The 21070-nt window shown below is 74.2% G+C and carries 3 protein-coding genes; all 3 read left to right on the top strand.

Features of this window, described 5'->3' with window-relative positions:
- Positions 1-72: 72 nt before the first annotated feature.
- The 3 genes from F8R89_RS01600 (at position 73) to F8R89_RS01590 (ending at position 21032) form a co-directional block, all read left to right on the top strand.
- Complete coding sequence (locus F8R89_RS01600) at positions 73-18642, top strand: hypothetical protein (RefSeq protein ID WP_151782239.1); 18570 nt, start codon at positions 73-75, stop codon at positions 18640-18642.
- A gap of 177 nt (positions 18643-18819) precedes the next feature.
- Positions 18820-19578: a polyprenyl diphosphate synthase gene (gene uppS / locus F8R89_RS01595; protein ID WP_151782238.1), complete on the top strand. Its 759-nt coding sequence runs from the start codon at positions 18820-18822 to the stop codon at positions 19576-19578.
- Positions 19575-21032 carry an oxygenase MpaB family protein gene (locus tag F8R89_RS01590; protein WP_151782237.1) on the top strand — a complete coding sequence of 486 codons (1458 nt, stop codon included), beginning with the start codon at positions 19575-19577 and terminating at the stop codon, positions 21030-21032. The genes uppS and F8R89_RS01590 overlap by 4 nt, the downstream gene beginning before the upstream one ends.
- Positions 21033-21070 lie beyond the last annotated feature (38 nt).

The following is a 21070-nucleotide window of genomic DNA, read 5'->3' as shown; positions in this document are numbered from 1 at the left end:
TCCGCGTACCGCCGGCCGCTCCCACACCACGGCGCGAGCGGCCGCCCCGTCCTGCCCCGGGGACGGCAGCCGATGAGCATCAAGGCATCGCCCGAGGTCAACGCGATGATCTTCATCCTCACCGGGGAGAAGCTCATCGACGCCGACGAGGACCTCGCCTACGAGAGCCGGCGGCCCTACTCGGGTCTGGGCCGCAAGGTCGACCGGCTGTCCTCGCTGATCGACAAGTCCATCCACGACATCGCCGAAGTGATGCCGGACGACCTGTCGAAGTCGTACGCCAAGGCGATGGGCATGCTCATCGACGACGGCGGCAAGAACTACCTGCGCGAGTTCGCCGAACAGCTCGACAAGATCGCCGAGGGCCGGCGCAAGACCTCCATGGACATCATGGAGTCCAAGTGGCAGGTCATCGCCGAGGTCATCCGGCTGCTCATCGAGATCGCCATCTACCTGGCGATGTCCTTCTTCACCGGCGGCGCCTCGGCCAGCCAGATCATGATGGCCAAGCTGCGCAGCCGCTTCCTCATCCTCACCACGCTCAGCCACCTGCTCCAGCGCCTGCATCTGGCGCCCTCGCTGACGGAGGCGTTCGCCGAGGCGTTCACCACCTTCGCGGTGCGACTGGCGATGATGAACTTCGCCCCGAACGGCCGCCGCCCCGACGGCTTCGACTGGGGCGACATCCTGAAGGCCGCCGCGTTCGGCGCCGCCGCCGGCTTCCTCACCAGTATCTTCGACGACATCGCGAAGAAGATCGTCAGGAGCTTCGACACCAACTTCCTCAAGCAGGGGCCGGATCTCGACTTCAAGCCCAACCCCAACCTCAAGAACATCCCGGACCCCGAGTTCGGGAAGTCCGGCCCTGGCCCCAAGCCGGACCCAGGCCCCGGCCCCGCCCCGAAGGACCGGCCGGACCCCGGCCCGAACGCGAACGGCCCGGGCGGCGCCCCGCACACCCCGCCGCGGACCTTCCGCGACGACAACCCGCTCTCCTTTAGGAACAACCCGAACCTGTGGCGCAACAGCCGGATCCTGCGCGACAACGCCGACCGTCCCGGCGCACTGGCCGGGCACTACGGCATCAAGGGCACGTCCGACTTCCTGGCGGCCGGCGCCGGTGAGGCGCTCGCGGAGATCCTGATCAAGGGCGCCTTCGACGGCGACTGGTCCACCAGCTGGTCGACCTTCGTCGGCGCGGGCCTCAGCAGCCGGGTCGAGGCCACGCTCACCGGCACCGCCGTGAACAGCGGTGCCGAACTGCGCCACGTCATCGACAAGTTGCGCCACCAGCCGCCCACCGTCTCCACCGGCGGCGACACCCGGGACACCGGCACCGGCGACACCACCGCCTCCTCGGGCACCCGGGACGGCGACGGGCCGGGCCGCACCGGCGGTGCCCCGGACACGGACCTCACGGGCGACCCCGGCTCCCCGCTCACGCCCCCGCCGGTCCGTACCGGGGACAGCCCGCCGCCGTACACGAGTGCGGACCCCCCGCCCTACACCTCCCAGGACCCTCCGGCGTACTCCCCGGGCCCGCTGCCCGCGACGGCCGCCGAGAACGCCCTGTGGCAGCAGGTCCACAACGGCCCCGCCGACGTCCGCGAGCAGGCCCTGCACGACATCGCCGCCCTGCGCGGCGCCCAGCCGCCCGGCAGCGCGGAGATCGGCGTCCGCGACACCCTCCACGGCGGCCTCTCGCAGGTGCCCGAGGTCCGGGTGGTGCCCCTCGGGGAAGGACCCGCGGTCCAGATCGCCGCCGACGAGGTGCGGCGCGCCCTGGACGGCTTCGGCACGGCGACGACGGTGGAGGACGCGGGCGGCGGGACGGGGTCGCCGGACACCGGCCCCCACGGCGGTTCCCACGGCATCGTCCAGAACGACGCCGACGGAACGGCCGGGCAGGCGGCCCCCGGCCAGGTCGGCGGCAACCCCGTCGCCGCCAACGGCTCCCAGCAGGCGCCCGCTTCCGGCACCGGCGGCGCACGGCCCGGTGGCGCGCCCGCGCCAGGAGGCTCCCAGACCGCCCCCGGCGCCCAGTCTTCTTCCGGCGCCCGGACTCCCTCCGGCTCGCAGTCGCAGGGCGCGCGCACCTCGGACACCCTCACGGTGTCCGACGATGAACGCGCCGCGCAGGACGACAGGGCGGTGCAGGACGGCCCGCACCTCGTTCAGGACGGCCCGCACCTCGTTCAGGACGGCCCGCACGTCGTTCAGGACGGCTCCGCGCAGCCCTCCGTGACGTCGGAAGCCTCCGCCTCGGAGGAGACCACGCCCTTCCCTGACAGCACCGGGTCCTCGGAGAGCACGTCCTCCCAGGAGACCGCCTCCCCGGCCGGGTCTGCCTCATCCTCCGACCACGCCCCGGCCCCGGACGCCGACCTCGGCGGCGCACCGAAGGTGAGCACCACGGGGTCCTACGCCGACACCGGCGACACGTCCCAGAGCCCACCGCTGACGATCGTCGTCACGCAGACGCAGCCGCCCGGGGAGGGTTCGCCGGAGGCGTCCGGCCTGCTGGACCGTGCCGGAGCCGACCGTGCCGTCGTGCTGGGGCCGGCGGTCACGCCCGACGGGGCGGGGCGGCCGACCCGCGGCGCCGTCGAGCTGACCCGGGAAGGCCCGGGCGCGCCGGTCCGCGTGCGTCCGCTCACGAACTCCCTTCCGACGCCTGACGGCACCACATCGGGCACGGGCACCACCGAGACCGCCTTCCCCGGCGCGGACATCCTCCTGCCGCTCGCCGACGCGCTCGGCCCCGCACCCCGCCCCGTCACCGAGAGCACCGCCACGGCCGCCACGACCGACGACGGCGGCCCGGTGCGCACCACCACCGCCCCGTCGCCCGAGAAGGTGCCCACGGAGTCCGCGACCCCTCCGCGCGGCAAGCGAACCGCCCCCGAACCCGCCGCCTCCACCGCCCCCGCACCGGCGAAGTCCGCCACGCTCTCCCGCCCTTGGACGGAGACGGCCACCGACCTGCACCTGGAGTCCGGGCAGACCGAAGGAACCAGCGGCAACGCACCCGGCACCGGCCGGGGACGCGGACCCGGGGCCGGCGGCACCCCGCCCCCGCCGGCGTCACCGCACACACCCGTGGCCCGGCCACCGCGAGGACGCGTCATCGTGCGGCCCACGGAGCGCCCCGGGCACGAGGGAACCACCGGCGACGGCGGCACCCAGGATCGGGAGGCCGTGGTCACCACCCTGGACGGTCACACGGTCCCGATCACCCAGCTGCGCCGCTGGGTGCCCGAGTCGGCCGTGCAACCGCGGCCGGGGCAGGCCGTACGGACACTGACCATCTCGCAGGACCCCGCCGACGACGGAACGCCGCGCGGCACGGGCCGTCGGGCGCTGCTCGACCAGGACACCTACCGCGGGGTGCGCACCACATCCGGTCCGACTCCCACCGGTCCGGCCCGCACGGTGTTCACCGGCCCACCGACCGCGCTGCCCGGCGCGGGTACCGACGAGGGCGCCGACTACTTCGTGGGGCACGGCACCCCGCGCACCGTCACCCTCGGCACCGACGACGCCGCACACCCCGCCGTCAAGGTCAGCGGTGTACAGCTCGGTGAGGTGCTCAAGTCCTGGTCGCGGGACGGCGACCGGTCGCGGCCCCTCGTGCTGTTCTCCTGCGAGACCGGGCGGCAGCCGCAGGTGGCGGGGCTGCCGGTGGCGCAGCACGTGGCGAACCGCACCGGACGGCCCGTGTACGCGCCGACCACGGAGGTCGGCACGGCCCGGGACGGGAACGGCGACGTCCGTGCCGTGCTCACCGAGGACACGGAAGGTCCGGGCCGCTGGCGGCTGTTCACCCCGGAGCCCGGTGGCACCGACCTCGACGCTCTCGCCCGCGATGCCGGTCTGCACGCGGGCCCCGGTCCCGCCGACGCCTTCGCCCGGGCCCGTACCCTCCAGCAGATTCGCACCCTGCGCGACGCCCTCGGTCCGGACGCCGAACAGCGGCCGGAGAACAGGCAGTTGCTCGCCGCGCTGGCGTACGTGGACGGTCTGCGCTGGCTGAATCCCGACACCGCGGCCCGCTACGGCGACGGCCGGATGACACCGGACCTGCTGCGCCGGATGGTCGGCGACCGACCCGGCGTCGCCGTCGACCCGGTGACCGGGCCGACGGCGGGCCAGTACACCGACTTCCTGCGCGCCGCGGCCGAACTGCGCGACACCGCCGGACCGGACACGACGCTCGACGCCCTGCTGCCCCCGCCACCTCCCGCGCTCCCGCCGGACACCCTGGTCTCCCCGGACGACGTGCGCGGGCTGACGTACGCGCCGTCCGCGCGGATCACCTGGTCGCTCTCCAGCACTCCGCTGCCGCTGTCCGAACTGGCCCTGAGCGCCGAGGACACCGCCGAACTCGCCCGGCGCAGACCCGACCTCGCTCCGGCGCCGAGCCGCCCGGCGAGCCTCGCCGAAGACCTGACCCTGCTCAGCAAGGACGCCACGAGCGGGGACGGCGTACGGGCGGACGGCCGGACCTTCCGGCGGCTGGACACACCGGGCGGTGGGAACTGCCTGTTTCGGGCCCTGCTCGACAGCGCGCGCGGCCAGGAGGTCCCACCCGAGTGGGCCGCGCGCAACGTCGCCGGGCTGCGCGGCCTGCTGCGCGACCGGATCGCCGGCTCCGAACTGGCCGCCGCGGCGGCCGAGGCCACCCCGGACCCGGTGCTCGCCGTGGTGGACGACCTGCGCATGACCGCGCTCGCCGGGGTGCGCGACCCCGACGCGCAGCGCAGGATCACCGAGCGCTGGAACGGCATCGCTCAGGCCGTCGTCGAGGGCGGCGACGCCCGGCGGTGGCGGCGCCTCCTCAGGAACAGCGGCTACCCGCAACTCGCCGAGATCGCGCCCACCCCGGACGAGGCACGACGGCTCGGGACCGACGGACTCGTCGCCGCGGCGGCCGAACACGCCGGGCTGTGGGCCTCTCCGTTCGCCGACGTGCTCCCGCAGGCGCTGGCCCACACCCTCGACCTCGACCTGCGCCTGGTCCAGGCCGACCCGCACGCGCCGGCCACCACCCTCGTCACGTCCCTCCACCCGGGCGGCCGCGGCGGCACCCTGCACCTGGCCTACAACGGCACCGACCACTACGACGCCCTGATCCCGGCCACCGCTCCGCTCGCTCCCGTGCCCGAGACCGTCACGACGCCCGGGGCTCCGGCCTCCGGTGAGCCGGAGGGCGACGACCCCTTCGCCGAGTGGCTGCGCGGCATGGGCGGGGTCACCGACCTCGACAGCCCCGCCACCGAGGCGCCCGACCGGGGAGACCCGGTACCGCTGGAGACACAGCTCGAACGGTACCGCCCGGCCCGCCTGCTCACCGGACCGGACGCCCGCCCACCGGGCCCGCCACCCCGCACCGTCACCTTCGAGGACGGCAGCCGGATACCGACCGTCCTCATCGACCCGGGCGCCGACCCGGACGGCGGCGGCCCGGCGCCCCGCGCGGACGCCACCCGCCGGGGCCGGCCGGCCGGCCTCTTCGCGGGTCCCGGCGTGCTCACCCTGCGCTCGCCCGAGCAGGTCGCCGAGGAGATCCTCGGGCAGCTGCCGAAGAACCTGCGCGACCGGTTCGACGAGGCCGAACTGCTGCGCCTGCTGACCGACCAGCCCGGCGCCTTCACCGCCCCGCGCGGCGCACGCCTCGTGGGCCGGGAGAAGTCCGGCGTCGGCCTCGAGATGACCGTCGAGGCCATCCCGTACCACCGCTGGGAACGCTTCTCCGACGTGCACGGCGGCACCACCCGCGTGGACACCATGCGGCGCGGCCAGGCGGGCACGGGCGGCGGACGCGGTGTCGGCCACGGGCGCCGGATCGCGGCCGCGCTGAGCATGGGCCCGCCGCTCAACTGGCTGGTGAAGATCGGCGTCTCGCTGGGCTGGACCCGCCGTACCGACTACGCCCTGGGCACCCAGGCGTACGACCAGACGGAGCACCGCGCCCACGAGGGCTCGCACCTGCACCTGGACGACGTCCACTACCGGGTACGGGTGGAGCGCGTCACCGAGGCACCCGAGGCTCCGGACCGGGCCACCACGCCCGCGACGGGACCGAACTGGCGGCGCGGCCAGGTGCACACCGCGCACTTCGCCGTGCGGGACGGCCTGAGCTGGCGTCTGCCCGACGACCTCACCGTGCCGTTCGGCGGACCCCGCCGGGCCCCGCGGACGCTCACCTTCCCGGACGGCACCGAGCCGCGGATGACGGACACCACCGGACTGCACCTGGTGGACCCGCCCGAGGACGTCGCGCTCGCCCTGTCCGGTGCCCGGCCCGGCAGCTCGGCGCACCGCACCCTCGTCTCGTACGTCCGTCCGGGACGGCTGCTCGCCCTGTTCGGCCGGTTCGCCGGGCCGGTCAGCGGACCCGAGCTGACCCGGGGGAGCGCGCTGCGTCCGCTGGGGCACCTCGTCGTCGAGCGGTCGATCCCGCACCGCGCCACCCTGGTCGCCGAGTCGGTCAAGGCGGAGCTGCGCGACCTCACGCAGACCACGTACCAGAACGAGCGCGGCCACGTCCGCGACACCCGCTTCGGCATCCAGATCACCGCGGGCCCCAACCACACCCTCGTCGGCCCGGAGACCGACGTACGCCTCCAGGGCGGGCCGCTGGTCCGCGCGGACCTCAGCTCCGGGCGCGGCCATCATCTCGGCACGGACGCGGCCCGCAAGACCACCGGACGGCTGCGCAACCACCCGGTCGCGCTCTACCGGGTGGAGCGCACCCTCATGGTGCGCAAGGCCGGGCAGCCGGCGTCCGCGGCGCGTCCCGTGCGCGTGGTCAGCCTGGACTGGATCTCCACCCAGGACGCGCGCCGCCTCGCCGGCTGGGACAGCCGCACGCCCGGACGGACCGGCCCTCACCCCGACGCCGAGCCTCCGGTGCCCTGGTACCTCACCCGGGAGGACCCGGTGCACCTCGGCGGGCAGGTCCGCGCCGAGGGCTTCCGCCCCGACCGGGCGGGCAGCGCCGTGCCGGGCGGACCGACTCAGCCGCCGAACCAGCCCCGGAACGACGCCGGGCCCGCCGTCGCACCGGACCCGCTGCGCGTCTTCGCGGACACCGTCCTCGACACGCTGCACCGCTCCTACCCGTCCCTCTTCGTCCCGCCGTCGATGCTGCGGCACCCGCGGCTGGCCCGCTTCTGGTACGGCGACGGCAGGATGCGGACCGCGCTGCACAACGACCGGCAGGTCCGCGAGGCGCTCAACCGGCCCACCCTGGCGCAGAGTCTGGACGACCTGACCACCACCGGCGTGCCGGTCACCCTCACCGAGGACGGCAAGGTCCGCCGCGGCCACCACACGCTGATCCTGCGCGCGAGACTCACCGACCGCCGCTTCGAGACCACCATGAGCGAGCGCTCGCTGCGCAACGCGGTGATCGGCACCGAGGTGTCCGGGCAGAGCCAGCAGGCCTCCACCACCCTGTCCGCCGGCATCGAGGTGGGCGTGTCCCCGCGCGACCACGACAAGGTGCCCGAGGCGGGGCTGCCACGCCGAACCGGCAACGTGTCCGTGGGAGCCCGTTACGCCAGGACCGAACAGAAGGGCACCCGCAGCACGGCCGCCGTCACCCACGACCACCTGACGTTCCAGAACGGCGCCGACCTCTACAGCTACCAGGTGGAACTGGGTGCGTCCTTCGAAGGCCACCGGCGCCCGCGCGGCTGGGCCCGGCTCGTCTCGCTCGGCCTCCTCGGCGCAGGCGTCTTCGTCAGCAAGGTCGAGGAGCGCCCGCTGTTCCACCGGGGCAGCGAGACCGTCGGGCGCGTCGAACTCGCCGTGCCCGCCGCGCACGGCTCCGACCGGTACGCGCCCGCCGACCGGCCGACCGCCGGACCGGCGCCGACGGCCGCACCCGTACGGCTCTCCGCCGTCGAGGCCGGCCAACTCCTCGACGGCACCCGTCCGTCGCCGAGGACGGACCCGGCGGGGCAACGGCTCGTCGGCAGGCTGCTGCGCGCCCCGCACGTGGTGCTCAGTACCGAGGGCGGCGCCCGGCGGCAGCAGGTGATGCAGGACACCGCGGACCGGGCCTCCGGCACCTCCTGGCATGTCAGCGCACCCGGCGCGCCGGTGCGCGGCGCACTGCGGCGGGCCATGGCCGACCTTCACATCGCCGGTCAACTCGGCCAGTACCTGGGCCCGTTCGGCTCCCGCGTCACCGGGCTCAATGGTGCCGGACCGCTCCAGACGCACTATCTGAAGGCGGCCGTCCGCGGCGAACTGGAGAACCTGCAGGTCAGGAGCGATCCGAAGGCGGCCAGCCTCGAAGCGACCATCGGCAACGAGCACCGCGTGGCCGGCAGCGCGAGCACCGTGTCGCGCACCACCGTCGGCGTCCAGGGCGCCGACATGCCGCTTCAGCAGACGCCCGGCGGACCGGCCGTCGTGGGCTCCTACTCGACCGCGCTCCAGTACGCCTGGGGCAAGGGCCGCAGCGTCGTACAGACCCTGACCCGGGGGCGGAACACGACCCTCACCTACGCGGGCCGGATGTACCTGGTCGTCGCCGACGCCGCCGAGACTGTCGCCGTACGGGACCGCTGGACGGCGGCGATGGGCACCGTGGGCACCCGCGCCGGGACCGCGATCAGCACCGCCGCCGGACGGCTGTCCGGGCGCCTCGGGCGCGCACTCGCCCCGCGCCACGCCGCCGCCGCACTGCACCGGGTGCGCGACGCGGTGATGTTCCACCTGCCCATGCAGGACGTCATCGAGGCCGGGCTCGCCCCGGACGGCCTGGGCACCAGCACCCCGCGCAACCTCGGCCGCGGCTACCGCGTGCCTCCCTTCCTGCGCGGCCGCCGCTTCCCCGGCCACCCCAGCGGCCGGCTCGACGCCGGTCACGCCGCCCGGCAGCTCATGGAGCGCATGACGAGGATCGGCGTTCCCTCGCACGACCGGGAACAGGTCCTCCAGCGGCTCTCCCCGGACTTCCTGCGCGCCCATCTGCACGAGCTGACCACCGACGGAATGACCCTGCCGGTGCGCCACCGCACCTGGCGCGACCCCAGCCGTCTGCCGGTCGGCGGCAGCCCCGCACAGGTCCGGTTCAGACTGACCCCGGTCACCACCACCGTGGAACGGCTGCGTACCGGCTTCGAGTTGGAGGACTACCGCACCACCTCGCGCGACGACTCCGGCAGCACCTCCCAGGACAGAGGTGCCGACGTCACCCTCTCCGGGGGCCAGCGCGCGGCCGAGAGCGGAATCCTCCTCGCCAACCCCTCCCTCCAGGGCACCGCCGCCAAACGGCGTGCCGCCACCCGGACGGAGACCACCGGCACCACCTCGATGCCGAACATCGCCACCACCCAGGCCCACGCCGAGATCGTCACCAGCTACGTCCTGACCGTCACCATGACCGACGCGGCCGGTGATCTCCTGTCCCCGCGCGCCGTGGCGTCGGTCGGCACCCTCCACGAGATCGTCCCGGCCGGCCTGCTCACCCCCACCGACGACGGCACCGACGGCGTGCTCACCGAGGAGGACGTGCCCGAACCCGACCGCGCCGTGAAGATGCTGACCGCCGAACAGGCCCGCCCGCAGGGCATCGCCGCCTGGCGCACCGGCGACGACGGCACCGGCCGGGCCGACCCGGACGTACTGCCCTTCGACGACCGCATCGGCTCCGGCATCCTCGCCGTGGACATCCGGGGCGCGGCCAACGTGCGGGACGCCCTGACCCTCGCCACCGCCCGCGCCGACGGCCTCGGAGACGGCGACCTCGGCCGCCGCCACACCGGCCACGTCCTCACCGAACGCGTGCGCATGGCGCGCCTCACCCCGCTCACCGGTCCCGGCACCGCCCCCGCGCAGGCCCAGCAGGAGGCCACCACCCAGGTCGGCCTGACCGCCGGCTTTCGGGAGGCCCTCGGCGCGTACGGCTCACAGCTCCCCGCCCAGGCGTCCGCCCGTCTCTTCGGCCAGTCCCACACCGCCGACTCCCGGCTCTACGCGAGGATGCACCGCGGCGGCGCCCGGCTCCTCGCCGTCGAGAACAAGCCGCGCATGGAGGCCATGCGGCGAACGAAGACCTCCGACGCGCTGGAGGCCGGCATCACCGACAACGTCGAGGGCATGGTCGGCACCTCGCCGCTCGCGGGCAACAGCAACGCGGGCGTCACCAACCCGGGCGCCTCGGTCCCGGTCGGCGGCGCGAACGACGGCACCGCCCTCAAGGGAACCGTCGACACCACCCTCGGCACCCATCTGAAGGTCGTCACCGACCGCAGCATGCTCTTCGCGATCCCCGTGAGCTGGCTGACCGTGTCCGAGGTGGACCACCACTTCACCGACAGCCGCCCCCTGCACGCCCTCGGCAAGGCCAAGCGCGGCCCACGCGCCGCCGAGGCCGAGACCACCGCCCTGGTCTGGCTGCGCGAGGACCTCGCCCGCGACTACGGCCTCCTGGACGACACCACGTTCCCCGACGAGGTCGGCGCGGCCTGGGACGCGATGGCCAAGGCGGCCGGCGACCTCGCCGCGGCGGAGAAGGGCTACTACGACGCCCGGGCCCGGGCCCGGGAGACCTGGCTCGCCCTGAGCGCGCAGGAGCAGGCGGCGCTCGGCGACGACGACCCCGGCCGGCCGACCGTCCTGCCCGAGGCCATGGCCCAGTCACCGGCCGTCGCCGCCTGGCAGGCCGCCCGCGAGGAGGTCCGCCGCCGGCAGGCGCACACCGACGCCGCCGCCGCGGACCACCACCGCCTGCACCTCGCGGCCTCCCGCCTCACCGCCCACCACCAGGGCCGCGCCTCCGTCCCGGTGCCGGACCGGGCACAGGAGTACACCGTGCCGGCGTGGCGCTCCGAGGCGCCCGCGCCGTACCGGATCACCGACGCCACCGACTCCGCCCCGCGCACCCTCACCTCGCCGGACGGCACGCTGGCGCGCGAGGTGCACGAGATGCCGCACGACGGCGCCTCGTTCTTCCACGCGCTGATCGCCGTCGCCCAGGACCGCGGACGGCTGCCCCACCTCCTGGGCACCGGCCTCGCGGCCCGGTTCACCGCCGCTCCCGGCGATCCGGCGATCACCGAACGGGCCGTCCGGGCAGCCCGCAACCGACTCGCCTGGGAACTCGGCGAGAGCCGCAACGCGGACCTGCTCGACACCCTCGCGCTCGACGTCGCGGACACCTTCACGCAGGAGGAGCTCGACTTCGCGGGTGTGCGGTTGACCCCCGCCCAGCAGGCCGAGTTCGACGCGTTCGGCCGGCTTCCGCTGACGTTCTGGCCGTCCCCGGGGCAACGGGTGGCCCTCGCCACCGCCGCCCTGCTCCGGCCCTTCGCCGTCGAGCCGCCGCAGACCGGCACCGCCGGGGCGGACACCGCGGGGGCGGACACCGCACACCTCGCCCGGCCGGAACGCCGCGCCGGCGACCACGGCGGCGCCGACCTGCTGCCCGCCCTCGCCGCGCGGCTCCTCGGCACCCCGCTGACCGTCGTGACCGGTGAGGGCCGCGAACAGCGCTTCCTCCCGCACGGCACCGACCCGGCCGCCGTCGACCCGGCCACCGAAGCCGTCCTCCTCGCCGCCGACGGCTACTTCCACGCCGCCCTCCCGCCCGGCTCCCCGGCCCCGGTCGCCACCGCGCTGCCGGCGACGGCGGCCCCCTCGGGCACCGCCCCGGACGACGAGATCGCGGACCCCGCCCCCGCGCACCGCAGCCACGCCACCCCGCCCTGGCACCCACCCGCCGACACCAACGGCCCGCGCTACCGTCTCGCCCGCGACGGCGTCCTCACCGCACCGGACGGCGCCACCTACACCCAGGGCGCGCCCGCCGGCCGCGGCAACGGGTTCTTCGCCGCGCTCTCCACCGCCCTGCACCACGCCGCCGGGCAGCCCGGACCGGACCGCCACGAGGCGGGCCGCCTACGCCGGCGCGCCGACGTGCCGCCCGCGCAGCTGATGCGCCTGAACGGCCTGCCCGGCTCCCGAGCCGAGCGCGACACGCTCTTCGCACCACCGCCCCTCGTCGTCCGCCCCGGCGCGCCCGCGCCGAGCCAGGACGCCCGCGACGGCCACCTGCGCCGCCATCTCGCCGAGGCTCCCTGGGGGCCCGGTGCCGACCGCGCGGTCGCCGAATGGGCCGCCGCGGCGACGGGCACCACCGTCACGCTCGTGGAGGAGAACGGCACCGCCCACACCTACCCCGGCCCGTCCGGCGAGGCGGGCCCGCACCTTCGGCTCCGGCGCCGCGGCGGCGACTTCGTCCCGCTGCTCCCGCGGACCCCGGCCCCCGCACCGAGCCAGGACCCGGCCACCGCCCCGCCGTCCCCGTCGCCGACCGACGGGGACCTCCCGGGACTGCCCGGCGAGGAGGAGGCGTACGACCTGCACACGCTGTCGGGAGCGGACTCGGACGTCGAGATGGACCTCGACTCCGGCTCCGAGAGCGAGCGGGAGGCCGTCGAGGCGGGCCCGGAGCACCCGTTCGCGGTCGAGTTCGCCACTCTGCTGGAGGAGCCCGAGCTGAGGGCCGACGCCCTGCTGGACGTGGTCCGGCGGCGCAACGCACGACTCGGCGGCCTCCCCGACGTGGCGTTTGACAGCGCGTTCACCGAGCACACCGGGATCGGGGTGCCCGAGGCCCTGGACCAGGTGGAGCAGGCCGGCCGGCTGTCCTCCGAGGAGTACGAGGTGCTGCGGGAGGCACTCGGCCTCGGGACCGGGGTTCCCTTCACGCAGACGAGGCCGCCCGGAACGTCCGAGCGGGACCGCGAGGTCACGCTGCGGATGCTGGACCGGGTCGCCCGTCTGGTGAAGGAGGTGCTCCGCAAGCCGGACCGGCAGGCCGACGCCCAGGTCACCCCGCACATCGCCGTCACCGTCCTGCCGGACGGTTCGCTCGGCATCGCCGGCAACACGGGCGCGAAGGCGCTCACCGCCGACGAGGCCGCCCTGGTCGAGCGGGAACTGCGCTGGTTCGTCACCGGTCAGGAGCCGGGCGGCACCCAGCGGGTGCGGGAGCTGGAGCAGTGGTCCAGGGACGAGGAGTCCCACCGGCGGTGGGCGGCCCGGCTCGACCAGGACGAGCGCGACCTCGCCGACCGGACCGCCGGGCAGGCGCGCCTGCGGACGCGGCTGGAGGAGCAGTACGACACGGGGGAGTGGGACGACACCCTGGAGCAGCAGTGGCAGACGCTCCTGGCGGACGAGACGGCCGCCGAGCAGGAGCAGCGGCGACTGGCGGGGGAGCGGCAGCAGTGGAGGCGCGACGAGCGGTGGCTGGCCCGCAGACGACCCGCTGTCGCGCGGGACGTCCGGGACCGTACGAAGCTGCGGGCGCTCGCCACCGGCTGGTACCGGCTCTACCATCCCGCATCACCCGAACTCGACCTCGTCAAGCGGGCGCTGGCGAACCCCCGCATCCTCAACGTGGCGGGCCGCGACGGCACCCCGGCACCCGGGGAACACGGCTCCGAGCACGGTGAACTCACCCTCCTCGGGCACTGGGTCGCCCACTGGGAGAACAACCCCGGCGACCCGGACGCGCCGCGGACGCTTCCCATGGGCGGGTTCAAGATGGCCTGCGCCTCCTGCGACCTGGCCTACCAGGCGGTCAACGAGCACATCGGGCGCCCGCTCGGCCACCGCGTCCAGGCGTCCGGGACCCACGGCATGTTCTTCCCCGGCTGGCGCATGCCCCAGTGGATGCGGGAACGGCCGCCGTTGGTGCGGCACATCAGGGACAACGCGGAAGACATCGGCGCCTACCTGGACCAGGGCGGCGTTCTCCAGGGCGAGCGGACCGAGGGGACGCACGAGCAGTACCCCGCCGGGTCCTCGTCCGAGTACGAGTCCGGCGACGAGGCCATGGACACCGACGACCTGCCCGGCTCGCCGGCGCGGGGCACGTCCCCGCGACTGCCGCAGGGCACCGACGCGCCCCCGCAACAGCCCTCCACGGTCACACCCCGCCCGCGCGACAGCCGTCCGCGCTTCGTGGTGCGCTCCGGCTTCGACGCCCGCCGCTTCACGTATGGGGGCGAGCCGGTCACCGACCTCACGGTGCGCCTGGCCATCCGGGGCCCCGAGGACCAGGCCGAGCAGGTACGCCGCCGACTGGACGACGGCGTACGGCAGTTGCTCAACGACCCGGCCCACCGGCTGCCCGGTGGGGACCGCCTGCACGTGACCGTCGAGCACGTGAGCGCCGACGACTCACCCCACCTCACCGTGGATCTCGCCGGCCGGGACCGGGCGATGGACCAGACGACCTGGTGGGCGGACGCGTCGCCGGCCCACCTCGTCCACGAGCTCACCCATCAGCTCGGCCTGCGCGACGAGTACCGGGACGCCGACTCCCCCCACCGCCCCCACGTCCCGGGCAGCCTCCTCGGTGCCCTGGACGAACCGCCCGAGGACGCCTCGCTCACCGCCGCCGGCCTCCGCGACCGGCACCTGGCGCTGCTCAGTGCCCTGATCGGCGAGGTGACGCCCCAGCCGCAGCAGGAGAGCCGGACCTGGGACGCGGCACGAGCGACCGCCACGCCCGTCACGCGGCGGTCGGTCTGGGTGGACCCCGTCTCCCTGCCCCGGACCGGACCGGCGGAGGTCCCGGCGCGCACGCCGCAGGCCGCGGCCATCACCCCGTTCCGGTCGGGCACCTACGAGTTCACCAACCTCAAGCACACCGACGAGACCTACCGTGACAAGGCCGTCCGCATCATCGACCTGCTGCGACGGCACGACACGATCCGGGAGTACGTCGGCGGGCGCCCCTGCCGCATCACCCTGCATGTGCGCACCACGGAGACGCCGGCCGACGTGATCGACCGGGGTGAGGCCGGGGTCGACATCAACCTGGCGAGCTACTACTTCGAGAAGTACGACATCGGCCACATCATGGGGATGCTGGCCCATGAGATCGGTCTGCACCCGCTCGCGTCCCGGAACACGAACATCCCCGACGAGGAGGAGATGTTCGCGGGCGTCCCGCTCGCCGTGCCCGGCCTGACCGACCTGAGGACACCGCGCTCGATGAGCACCGAGGGCGCCGGGCAGGCCGACCACATCATGGCCGCCTTCCCCAGCAGCACCCGCCACCGGATCTACCGCGACATCGTCGTGAGGATGGCGACCGTGCTCGCCCAGGACGTCCAGGCGGGCGAGGAGGGCGCGAAGGCCAAGGACGTCACCGACCTGATCGACACGTACCTCATGGACCTGGCGACCATCGCGGTCACCAACGACCGTCGCAAGGACGCTGCCTGGGAGCCCCGCTACACGGCGAAGGTCTACAACGCCTACAAGGAGATGTTCGCCGCGCAGTTGCCCGACGACAGCCCCGTACGGCCGCTGCTGCCCGCGAACAAGAGCTGGTACAACGTCACCGGGAACTTCCTCGGTCTCGGCACCAGCCTCGCGTTCAACAACCAGGGCGACAGCATCCAGACCGCCGGCGCCACCGCCGGCGAGGCCCGCCCGCGCCTTCCTCAGGCAGGCACCGGAACGGCCCCGCCGCCGACCGGCACGTCCCAGCGGCGACGCGACAACCGCCCCCGCTTCGTGGTGCGCTCCGGCTTCGACGCACGCCGCTTCTCCTACGACGGCGAACCGGTCACCGACCTCACCGTCCGCGTCGCGCTGCGCGGCACCGACGCCCAGGCGGCCCAGGTGCACGACCGGCTGACCGCGGGCGTGCACGAGTTCCTGAACAACCCCGGGCACCGGCTCCCCAACGGCGACCGGCTGCACGTCACCGTCGAACTCGTCCGGCCGGAGGACTCCCCGCACCTGACGGTGGACCTCGCGGGGCGCGACCGGGTGATGGACCAGAACACCTGGTGGGCGGACGCCGACCCGGTCCACCTCGTCCACGAGCTCACCCATCAACTGGGCCTGCGCGACGAGTACCGGGACGCCGACGCGCCGCACCGCCCCCACATCCCCGGCAGCCTCCTCGGCGCGCTGGACGAACGGCCCGACGACGCGTCCCTCACCCCCGCCGGCCTCCGGGGACGGCATCTGGCCCTGCTCGGCGCGCTCGTCGGCCCCGTGACCCCGAGCCCGCACCCCCAGGACGAGGAGCGGACCTGGGACGCGGCCCGTACCGGCACCGCACCGGTCACCCGCCGGTCGGTCTGGGTGGACCCGGTCTCGCTGCCCGGGACCCGGCCGGCCGGCACGGGCACCGGCGTGCCCGCCCGCATGCCGCAGGACGGCACCCTGACGCCCTTCAAGTCCGGCAACTTCGAGTTCACCAACCTCAAGCACACGAACGAGCGCTACCGCGACAAGGCCGTGCGCATCATCGAACTGCTCGGGGACCACCCGACGATCCGGGACTACATCGGCGGGCGCCCCTGCCGCATCACCCTGCACCTGCGCACCACGGAAACCCCGGCCGACGTACGTGACCTGGGCGACGACGGCGTGCAGATCAACCTCGCCAGCTACTACTTCGAGAAGTACGACATCGGCTACGTCATGGGGATGCTGGCCCACGAGATCGGTCTGCACCCGCTCGCCTCCCGCAACCGGGACATCCCGGACGAGGAGGCGATGTTCCGCGGCATCCCGCTCCCGGTGCCCGGCCTGGCCGACCTGAGGACCCCGCGCACCATGAACACCGACAGCGCGGGCCAGGCGGACCACATCATGGCGGCCTTCCCCAGCAGCACCCGGCACCGTATCTACCGGGACATCGTCCTGCAGATGGCCGACATGCTGGCCCGGGCCGCGCGGGACGGAGTGGAGGGCGCGAAGGCCAAGGACGTCACGGACCTCATCGACTGCTACCTCATGGACGTCGCGTCCATCGCGATCACCAGCGACTACCGGATGAACGCCGCCAAGGAGCCCGGCAACACCGCCAAGGTCTACAACGCCTACAAGGCCCTGCTCGCCCAGCACCTGCCCGAGGACAGCCCCGCCCGCCCCCTTCTGCCCGCCGACAAGGGACTGTTCGGTGTCGTACGCGACTTCGCCCAGCTCGCCACCAGCCTGGCGGCGAACAACCGCGGCGACAGCATCCAGCAGCCCCTGACCGGGGACGAGGCGTCACCCCGGCTGCCGCGGGGCACGGACGCGCCCCCGCAGCGGACCTCCGCGGTCACACCCCGCCCGCGCGACGGCCGTCCCCGCTTCGTGGTGCGGGCCGGTTTCGACGCCCGCCGCTTCTCGTACGGCGGCGAGCCGGTCACCGACCTCACCGTGCGCCTGGCGATCCGGGGACCGCAGGACCAGGCCGCCCGGGTACGCGAACGGCTGGCGGCGGGCGTGCGCGAGTTCCTGAACGCCCCCGCCCACCGACTGCCCAACGGGGATCGCCTGCACGTCACCGTCGAGCACGTGGACCCGTCCGGGAGCCCGCAGTTGACCGTGGACCTGGTGGGCCGCGACCGGGCGATGGACCAGAACACCTGGTGGGCCGACGCCGACCCGGTCCAGCTCGTCCATGAGCTCACCCACCAGCTGGGCCTGCGTGACGAGTACCGCGACGCGGCGTCCCCGCACCGCCCGCACGTGCCGGGGAGCCTGCTGGGTGCCCCGAACGAGCCCCCCGAGGACGCCTCGCTCGCCGCCGGCGGCCTACGCGGCCGGCACCTCGCCCTGCTCGGCGCCCTCATCGGGGACGTCACGCCCGCCCCGACGGCGGACGCCCCGCCGACCTGGGACGCGGCCCGTGCGGCGGCCGTACCCGTCCCGCACACGTCGGTCTGGGTGGACCCGGTCTCCCTGCCCGGGCGGGGCGCCGGCTCCGCGTCGGCCGACGGGGTCCCGGCGCGGACGCGGCAGGATTCGAGCGCCCCGGCACAACCCGCTCACGTGCCGTTCTCGTCGGGCAACTTCACCTTCACCAATCTGAAGTTCACCGAGGACCGGTACCTCGCCAAGGCCGTCCGGATCATCGACCTGCTGCGACGGCACGACACGATCCGGGAGTACGTCGGAGGGCGCCCCTGCCGGATCACCCTGCATGTGCGCACCACGGAGACGCCGGCCGACGTGATCGACCGGGGTGCGGCCGGGGTCGACATCAACCTGGCGAGCTACTACTTCGAGAAGTACGACATCGGCCACATCATGGGGATGCTGGCCCATGAGATCGGTCTGCACCCGCTCGCGTCCCGGAACACGAACATCCCCGACGAGGAGGAGATGTTCGCGGGCGTCCCGCTCGCCGTGCCCGGCCTGACCGACCTGAGGACACCGCGCACGATGAGCACCGAGGGCGCCGGGCAGGCCGACCACATCATGGCCGCCTTCCCCAGCAGCACCCGCCACGGCATCTACCGCGACATCGTCGTGGCGATGGCCGTCATCCTGGAGCAGGACGCGGCCGCCGGGGCGGACGGCGCGCGACCCGGCGACGTCACCGACCTGATCGACTGCTATCTGATGGACCTCGCCTCGATCGCGGTGACCAACGACCACCGGATGAACGCGGCGACGGAGCCCGGCTACACGGCGAGGGTCTTCAACGCCTACAAGCAGGCGCTCCTCGACCGGTTGCCGGCCGGCTCCCCGCTCCGGGCACTCGTCCCGTCGGACAAGAGCATGTTCGGCGTGATCAACGACTTCCGGCGCATCGGCACCTACCTCGCGATCAACAACCGCGGCGACAGCATCCAGCAGACCGGCCAGGCCTGACCGGTCCGAGCGCGCCGATCGTGGTTTCAGCAGGAAGTGGCCGACGCCGTGAGGATTCGGGCACATGAGTCAGGGGTGACGCCCCACCCGTTCGGCCCGTCAAGATCCCCCCTCGCCGTCAGACTCCTGGAAGGAAACGCGCCGGTGAGGGCGCCCGAGGGGTGATACGGGGTGGGTGTGACCGAGCGCGGCGAGCAGGGGCGGGACGACGACCCGTCCCGTCCGGTACCGCGGCACGTGGCCTGTGTGATGGACGGCAACGGCCGCTGGGCGCAGCGGCGTTCACTTCCCCGGACGGCGGGACACCGGGCCGCGGAGACCACCGTCATCGACATCATCGAGGCGGCCCGGACGGCCGGCGTCCAATGGCTCAGCCTGTACGCGTTCTCCACCGAGAACTGGAACCGTCCCGGCACCGAGGTCGACTACCTGATGCGCCTGGTCCGCCGGGTCGTGCGCAAGCACGCGCCGCTGCTGCTCGCCCGTGGCATCCGCTGCCGCTTCCTCGGGGTCGCGGACCCGCGCATCCCCCGGGAACTGGCCCAGGACTTCGACGATCTGGCGACGCTGACCGCCGACAACCAGGGGATGACGCTGACCGTCGCCTTCGATCACGGCGGGCGCAGGGACATCGTCGAGGCCGCCCGGTCCCTGATCCGCCAGGGGACACCGGCCGACGAGGTGACCGAGCACCTCTTCGCGGGCCACCTTCCGTTCCCCGACACGCCCGACGTGGACCTCGTGATCCGCACCTCCGGCGAGCAGCGCATCTCCAACTTCATGCTCTGGCAGGTCGCCTACGCCGAGTGGGTCTTCCCCGAGGCGCTCTGGCCGGACTTCCGGGCCCCCGACTTCCTCGCCTGCCTGCAGACGTACCGGCGCCGTGACCGCCGCTTCGGCGGCGTGCCATCCCAGACGAACGGAGACCCGTCATGACGACTGGAACCACAACGGCCGACGAGACCCCCCTGTTCGGCCCGGAATCACAGTTCCGCGCCTTCTTCGACGACCCGCGCTGGGCGCCGGCCATGATCCGCGCGACCGTGCTGGAGGCCGCCCACCCGCAGATCGGCGCCGCCCTCGCCGACAACTCCACCTTCGTCGCGCACCCGTGGCGCCGGCTGCGCAACACCTTCCTCAGCATGCGCCGCATGTTCGACGCCGACCCGGTGGTCCGCGAACGGGAGGCCGCACGGCTCAACAGGCTGCACGCCCGGATGAGCGGTTCCGACTCCCGCGGCCGTGCCTACGACGCCATGGACCGCGCGACCCGCGCCTGGGTCGTCGCCACGCTCTTCGAGAGCGCCGTCACCATGTGCCGGCTGAGCGGCCAGCCGCTCGACCAGGACACCATGGAGCGCCTGTACGCCGAGTACCGCGCGTTCCTCGCCGCGCTCGACGGCGACGCGGGGGAACTCCCCGAGGACCTCAACGACTTCTGGCGGTACTTCGACAGGATCGTCGAGGACGAGTTGGAGAACACCGAGGCCGCCCGCGTCATCCTGTACCGGCTCTTCGACCATCTGCCTGCCCCGGCGCTGCTCGGCGGCGCGCCGACGCTGTGGGCGGCCGGCCGGGCGGTCGTCGGCCCGCTCCTCGGCGCGATCACCGTCGCCTCGCTCCCCGAGCCCTACCGGCGCAAGGCCGGGCTGCCGGAGATGCCCGGTGCCCCGACCCTCATGCAGGGCGCCTACCTCGCGGCCGGGCTCACCCGCTTCCTGCCCGCCGGCTGGTTCGACGCCGAGACGATCATCGAGGTCCTGTCCCTCTCGCCCGACAGCGACGATCCCCGCGCCCGGACCGTGACCGCGCTGCACGCCCGCATCAAGCAGGCGTCGGCACTGCTCCGCCTCCTCACCCCGCTGAGCGCGGACACGGCCCCCGACCCGGCACCGGCTCCCTCGGGCGAGGGCCGGCGTTCGGCGGAGGAGTTCTTCCGCGAGGTTCTGGACCAGACCGGCGACGGTCACCTCGACTGGCCCGACCTCGCGGCCATGGCACGCGAACTGTCCACCCGCCTCGACCTGGACGAACCCGAGGAGACCCGGCTCTACGACGCCTTCGCCGCGTGGTGGCGCGAACTCCAGGCCGCCCTCGACACGGACGGCGACGGCCGCGTCAGCGCCGAGGAGTACGCGGCCGCCGTCCCCTCGCTCGCCGGCCCCGCGCTCATCCGGGTCGCCGAGGTCCTCTTCGACGCCACCGACAAGGACGGCAGCGGGACCATCGACGCGGAGGAGCACCGGGCCCTCTTCCGCACCGCCTTCCACCGCGACCTCACCACCACCGACGGCACCTACGGGCGCAGCGCCTTCGTGGGCGACTTCCTCGCCTTCATGGCGGGCCGCCGCACGAACAGTCCGTACGACCCTCTCCTCGCCGACGCCTGACTCCCTCCGCGAGGAGGCACCCGGTGCGAACGGGACGG

The sequence above is a fragment of the Streptomyces sp. SS1-1 genome (assembly GCF_008973465.1).
Lineage (GTDB): Bacteria > Actinomycetota > Actinomycetes > Streptomycetales > Streptomycetaceae > Streptomyces.
Note: the sequence above shows the minus strand (reverse complement) of the source record. Positions and strands in the feature narration are given on the sequence as shown.